This window comes from Streptomyces europaeiscabiei, assembly GCF_001550375.1.
GTDB lineage: Bacteria > Actinomycetota > Actinomycetes > Streptomycetales > Streptomycetaceae > Streptomyces > Streptomyces europaeiscabiei.
Genome location: NZ_LRTR01000490.1, coordinates 1 through 5944, shown reverse-complemented (window position 1 = coordinate 5944; position 5944 = coordinate 1). Strand labels below are relative to the sequence as shown.

Genomic DNA, 5944 nt, shown 5'->3' with positions numbered 1-5944 from the left:
GCCACCCGCCGCACCCGTGGCCACCCGCCGCCGTACCCGTGGCCACCCGCCGCCGTATCCGTGGCCACCCGCCGCATCCGTGGCCGCCGGCCGGGCACCTGGCCGCCCGCGGTGCCGGACCCGTGCCCCCGCCCGTTAGCCTGGTCCCGTGACAGGCTCGGAAGCATCCCCTTCGTTCCGGCTCGCGTACGTCCCGGGAGTGACGCCCACCAAGTGGGTGCGGATCTGGAACGAGCGGTTGCCCGACGTCCCCCTGACCCTCCTCCAGGTGTCCGCCACCGAGGCGTTCGGTGTCCTGCGGGACGGCGGCGCCGACGCCGGTTTCGTGCGGCTGCCGGTGGACGACACCGACCTCAGCGCGATCCCCCTCTACACCGAGACGACGGTGGTCGTGGTCCCCCAGGACCACGTCGTCGCGGCGGTCGACGAGGTGACCACCGAGGACCTGGCGGACGAGGTCGTGCTGCATCCGCTCGACGACACCCTCGGCTGGGAGCGTCCGCCGGGTGAGCCGGCGTTCGAGCGCCCCGCCACCACGGAGGACGCGATCGAACTGGTGGCGGCCGGGATCGGGCTGCTCGTCGTCCCCCAGTCGCTCGCCCGGCTCCACCACCGCAAGGACCTCACCTACCGCCCGGTCACGGACGCCCCCGAGTCCCGCGTCGCCCTGTCCTGGCCGCAGGACGCGACCACCGACCTGGTCGAGGACTTCATCGGCATCGTCCGGGGCCGAACGGTCAACAGCTCACGCGGCCGCACCCAGGCCCCGGAGGAGAAGCAGCCCCCGAAGGCCAAGCGTCCACGCCAGCCCACGACGGCCAGGCCGACCGCCCGAAACCCCCGAGGCGGCTCGTCCGGCGGCAGGAACGCCAAGAGCGGCGGCAAGACCGGAAAGCCCCGCCGCCGCTCGTGAGAAGCGACCCTGGGAGGGGCCGAAGGCCCCACGAGGGGCGTGGGAACTGCGCGACCAGCCCCCGCACACCCTGGCCCGGCTCACAGACCCCGGGCCACCCTCACCATCACCGCTCTCTGATCCTCAGGAACGTCACGGAGTTGGCCGCAAACGTGTAGCTGAACTCCTCGGCCACCCCACTGAACGTGGACGTCACCGGCGCGACCGGGGTGGCCGTCTCCGTGTTCACCGCGTCCGGCGCCGCCGAAAGCGTGGTCACCCGGGCCTTGGAGCGCACCTTCGCACCCCCGAGGTCGATCGCCGTACGCGCCGCCGAGGCCTGCGCGTTGACGACCTTGACGATCAGGTCACCGGACCCGGCGTCACGCGTCACGACCTGCCGGAACGGTTCCGCCGGCTTGTCGTCGGTGAAGCCGCCCCACTCCTTGCCGTCGAGGAGCAGGGTCACCTGCCGCCCGCGCACCTTGACCTCGATGTCGTACGCGCGGCCCGTCTCGATCGTGCCCGGCTTGGAGATCAGCGACGACTTGCCGCCGTCCACGGCCTGCTCGACCGCGCTGGTGGTGTTGTTCCAGCCGCCGAGGTTCCACCAGTAGTAGTTGCCCGTGTCCTTGACGCCGAAGGCGACGAGGAAGCCCTCCTTGCCGGACTTCTTGGTGGCCTTCACCTTCAGGTCGTAGTCGTGCCAGGCCGTGTCACCGGCCGAGACCATGGTGTTCTCGGCGGCCGCGTCGGTCTGCACGTACTGCCCGTCCTGGATGCTCCAGCTGCCCCTGCCGGTATGGGTCCACTTCGAGGCGTCGCCGCCGAAGTCGTCGGTGAGCAGGCTCGCGCCGTCCGCCGAGGTCACCGACACGTCGTCGTACGCCGCCGTCGTCGCCCAGGTGGACAGGCCCACGGCGCCGGTGATCGGGCCGGAGAGGGCCGGCGTACCCGTGGCCGTCGACGGCACCACACGGTCCCCTACGTTGGTCATGAAGAGCTTCTGGGTCTCGTAGTTGGCGGAGTTCCAGGAGGCCCTGTTGTTGAACCAGATCATGTCGGGGCTCCACTGCACGTAGTCCTCGTTGGCGAGGAGCGGTGCGTAGGAGGCGAGCTTCACGATGTCGGCGTTGCGCTCCAGGCCGGTCATGAACGCGGCTTCGGAGAGGGCGTTCTTGAAGGCGTTGCCCTGGGAGGCGTACTCGCCGAGGAAGACCTTCGGGCCGCCGCGGTCGTAGGAGTCGTAGCGGTCGTTGTTCTGGAGGAACCACTGGGGGCTGTTGTAGTAGTGCTCGTCGACCAGGTCGACGTTCGCCTCGCGGTTCAGCTTCCACGCGGTGTCGAAGGTGGTGCCCGTGTCGTCGGGGCCGGAGTTCGAGACCACCGTGATGTCGGGGTACTTCGCCTCGATGGCGGCCCGGAACTTCTGGAAGCGGGCGAAGAACTCGTTCGGCAGGTTCTCCTCGTTGCCGACGCCGAGGTGGGTGAGGTGGAAGGGCTTCGGATGGCCCATCTGCGCCCGCTTCCCGCCCCACTCGCTGGTCACCGGCCCGTTGGCGAACTCGATGAGGTCGAGCGTGTCCTGGATGTGCCGCTGGAGCAGGGCCTCGTCGTCGGTGGCCCTGTTCTGGCCACAGCCGGTGACGAGGGCGGGCACCACGGGCAGCGGCATCGCGCCGATGTCCTCGGAGAACTGGAAGTACTCGTAGTAGCCGAGGCCGTAACTCTGGTTGTAGCCCCAGAAGTTGGCGTTGGTGGCGCGCTCCTCGACGGGGCCTATGGTGTCCTTCCACTGGTACGAGCGCTGGCGCTCCCAGTTCGAGGCCTCGCTGTAGTCCTGCATGGAGCCGGTGTTGACGAGGCAGCCGCCGGGGAAGCGGACGAAGCCCGGCTCCAGCGCGGCGATCTTCTCGGCGAGGTCCTGGCGCAGACCGTTCTTGTGACCCTTGTAGGTGTCGCGCGGGAAGAGGGACACCTCGTCGACGGCTGCGGCGTCGGCGGTGGCGACGGTCAGACGGCCGTCGGAGCTGGTCCGCGTCGCCCTGAAACGGACCTTGTACTTGGCCCAGCCGCCCTTGACCGCGACCTGGTGGGCCTCGGCCAGCGTTCCGTCGGCGTCCTGGAGGGTGACGGTCAGCGTCGTACGGCTCTCGGCGCGTGCCCACACCGAGAAGTTGTACCTCTTGCCCTCCTCGACGCGGACCCCGGTGTTGTAACCGGCGTTGGTGACGGACGAACCGGCACTCAGGGAGAGGTAGTTGCGGTTGCGCTCGTTGAGGCGGCCGGTGTCGTTCACGACCCGCGCGGTGCCGTCGACGGCCCAGGAGGTGAGGGGGGTGTAGGCGCGGTTGTCGGCGGTCGAGTACTCGAAGGACCGGTTCTGCACGAGTTCGGCGTACAGACCGCCGTCGGCGGCCCGGTTGATGTCCTCGAAGAAGACGCCGTACATCGTGTCGTCGATCTTCGCGCCGTCGGCGGACGGGTCGACGGTGATCGCGTAGTCGGTGACGTCCTCGGCGTGTGCGGGGGCCGGGACGGAGGCGGCCGCCACGAGGAAGGCGGTGGCGGTGAGGCCGAGTCTCCAACGGGTGCGGGTGCTGCGTGACATGGATACTCCGCGGCTCGGGGTGGGGTCTGGAGTTGTTCGAAATATCAGACAATGATCAACACATCGAACGGCAACATAGGGAGGTGAACAGATCAGCGTCAACGGGTCACACAGCACCGAAAGTGTCGGAGGGGAAGGACGCACGGGCGATTTCCTGCCAGTTCCCGATGTACTGGCGCATCTCTCCGGGAGGTGGCGGGTCCTGCGGTCCGTGCGGGACCTGACGAGCGGGCGCAAGGGGCACTGGACGGGAACGACCGTTTTCGGCCCGTCACAAGGCGGCGGTCCCCTCCACCGGGAGGTCGGAACTTTCGTCCGGTGGGGCGTCCCACGCCTCGCCGGACGCACTCCGCGTTTCCTGCCGGGCCCCGTCCCCGGCACCGCGGAGTTCCGCTTCGGCGCCGGCCGCCCCTCACCGGCCACACCCGTCGGAGCCCGGACCCCGCCTACTGCGCGGCGCCCAGCCGCAGGTTCCAGCGGCCCGCGTGACCCGCGATCGTGACGGTCGACAGGGGCGGGATGTCCATGTTCCAGTACGACGACGGCGGGGCCTTCAGCGCGTAGACGAGGGCGGCGCGCAGCACGGACGGCTCGGCCACGGCGACGACACGGCCGCCCTCGCCCACGGGACGGGTTTCGAGCCAGCCTCCTATGCGGGAGATGAAGGCGATCAGCGACTCGCCGCCGTGCGGCGTGGAGTGCGGGTCGGCGAGCCAGGCGTCCACGGCCGAGGGCTCCCGGGCCATGGCCTCCCCGAGCGTGAAGCCGCGCCAGCGGCCCATGTCGCAGTCCCGCAGCGCGGGCTGGCCCAGCGGCGCGTAGCCGAGGGCGTCCCCGGTGGCCCGGCTGCGGGGTGTGGGTGAGCAGTAGCGCAGCTCGGCCGCGGCCAGCGGCACCAGCTCATGGGCGGCGCGCTGCACTTCGTCCCAGCCGGCCTGGTCCAGCGGCCGGTCGTCCTCGAAACGCTCCGCGAGCAGCGAGGAGCAGCGCGCGGCGGCGACGAACGTGACCCGAAATGGCATGCGGCGATGGTGGAACGGAGGACTGCGCAGGTCAAGAGGCATTACTCAGGAGTTACCCGAGGTATTCGCCGCTCCACCCCGGGTACTCGTCGTCGCTACCGGCGCCTCATTCGAACACGAGCGCCATCCACTGATCCGGCTTGGCGAGCGGCTCGAACCCGAGCTTCGCGTAGACGCCGTGCGCGTCGTGCGTGGCGAGCAGTATGCGCCGCAGCCCGTACGGCCGCAGGTGCTCGCGCACGGCCGCGACCAGGGCGGTACCCAGCCCCTTCCCACGCGCCGACGGGTCGACGTACACATCGCAGAGCCACGCGAACGTGGCCCGGTCGGTCACCACCCGCGCGTACGCCACCTGCTCCCCCGAACCCGCCTCGTACACGCCGAAGTTGAGGGATCCGCGGATCGCGCCCTCCTGCTTCTCGCGGGGCCGGCCGAGGGCCCAGTACGCGTCGGTGGACAGCCAGTGGTGGACCCGTCCGACGTCGACGCGGTCGGGGTCGTCGGAGATCTCGTAGCCCTCGGGCAGACCGAGCAGGGTCGACTCGTCGCTCATGGCGTGGACGTTCGCAGGTCACAGGCCCGCTGTCGAACCGTTTACGGCCGCCCTCAGCCGCCGTACCCCTTCGGCGATCTCCCCCGTGCCCGCGACCCCGGCGAAGCTCAACCGCAGGTGCCCGGCCGGGGGTTCGGCGCTGAAGTAGGGGCGGCCGGGGGTGACGGCCACGCCCGCGCGGAGGGCCGCGGCGACCAGGGCGGGCTCGTCGGTGCCGTCCGGCAGACGCAGCCACAGGTGGTAGCCGCCGGAGGGGATGTGGGGCAGGGCGAGTTCGGGCAGGTGCATCCGCAGTTCGGAGGTCAGCGTGTCCCTGCGGTTCCTCAACTCCCTGGAGACCGCCCGGAGATGGCGGGGCCAGGCGGGTGAGCCGACGAGTTCGAGGGCTGCCTCCTGGAGGGGTCGCGGTACGAAGAAGGTGTCGACGACCTGGATGGCGCGCAGCCGCTCCAGAACCGGGCCCCTGGCGGCCAGGGCGCCCACCCGGAAGCTGGGTGAGGTCGCCTTGGTCAGCGAGGAGACGTGTACGACCACGCCGTCGGGATCGTCGGCCGCCAGCGGCCCGGGCAGCGGTCCGGCGTCCTCGTGCACGAGACGGCGCACGAAGTCGTCCTCCACGACGAAGGCCCCCGCCTCGCGGGCGATCCGCAGCACCTCACCCCTGCGGTCGACCGACAGGGCGGCGCCGGTGGGGTTCTGGAAGAGCGGCTGGCAGACGAAGACCCGGGCGCCGGACGCCCTGAACGCGTCGGCGAGCAGGGCGGGTCTGACGCCGTCCGCGTCCACCGGCACCGGAACGGGCCGCAGCCCGGCCGCCCGCGCGATCGCCAGCATGCCCGGATAGGTGGGCGACTCGACCAGCACGG

General features: G+C 70.7%; 5 protein-coding genes and 1 pseudogene. 2 read left to right on the top strand and 4 right to left on the bottom strand.

Going from position 1 to position 5944, the window contains the following annotated elements; all coding sequences use genetic code 11:
* Positions 1-148: 148 nt before the first annotated feature.
* Positions 149-913 carry a LysR substrate-binding domain-containing protein gene (locus AWZ10_RS23685; RefSeq protein WP_079104437.1) on the top strand — a complete coding sequence of 255 codons (765 nt, stop codon included), beginning with the start codon at positions 149-151 and terminating at the stop codon, positions 911-913.
* Between the two features lie 106 nt (positions 914-1019).
* Here the strand turns inward: AWZ10_RS23685 and AWZ10_RS23680 are convergent, their stop codons facing one another.
* The gene (locus tag AWZ10_RS23680; RefSeq protein ID WP_060891999.1) at positions 1020-3503 is read right to left on the bottom strand and encodes an alpha-L-arabinofuranosidase C-terminal domain-containing protein; all 2484 of its coding nucleotides are present in this window, start codon (positions 3501-3503) and stop codon (positions 1020-1022) included.
* Between the two features lie 91 nt (positions 3504-3594).
* On the opposite strand from AWZ10_RS23680, the pseudogene AWZ10_RS53835 reads away from it, so the two are divergent.
* Positions 3595-3915 (top strand): annotated as a pseudogene (locus AWZ10_RS53835) (DUF6314 family protein); the annotation flags it as partial.
* Positions 3916-3949: 34 nt separating this feature from the next.
* Here AWZ10_RS53835 and AWZ10_RS23675 read toward each other — a convergent pair.
* The 3 genes from AWZ10_RS23675 to AWZ10_RS23665 all read right to left on the bottom strand — a co-directional run.
* Positions 3950-4525, bottom strand: coding sequence for a histidine phosphatase family protein (locus AWZ10_RS23675; protein ID WP_046705610.1), 576 nt, complete (start codon positions 4523-4525; stop codon positions 3950-3952).
* 106 nt (positions 4526-4631) lie between these two features.
* Positions 4632-5078, bottom strand: a complete 447-nt coding sequence (locus tag AWZ10_RS23670; protein ID WP_046705609.1) for a GNAT family N-acetyltransferase — start codon at positions 5076-5078, stop codon at positions 4632-4634.
* An 18-nt stretch (positions 5079-5096) separates the two neighbouring features.
* Positions 5097-5944: aminotransferase-like domain-containing protein (locus AWZ10_RS23665; RefSeq protein ID WP_159058329.1), on the bottom strand; the 848-nt coding region annotated here is incomplete at its 5' end.

What these genes read in the sequence shown, in the direction of transcription:
- AWZ10_RS23675 (WP_046705610.1), bottom strand. Translation starts at nt 4,525, where the DNA reads ATGCCATTTCGGGTCACGTTCGTCGCCGCCGCGCGCTGCTCCTCGCTG.
- AWZ10_RS23680 (WP_060891999.1), bottom strand. Translation starts at nt 3,503, where the DNA reads ATGTCACGCAGCACCCGCACCCGTTGGAGACTCGGCCTCACCGCCACC.
- AWZ10_RS23670 (WP_046705609.1), bottom strand. Translation starts at nt 5,078, where the DNA reads ATGAGCGACGAGTCGACCCTGCTCGGTCTGCCCGAGGGCTACGAGATC.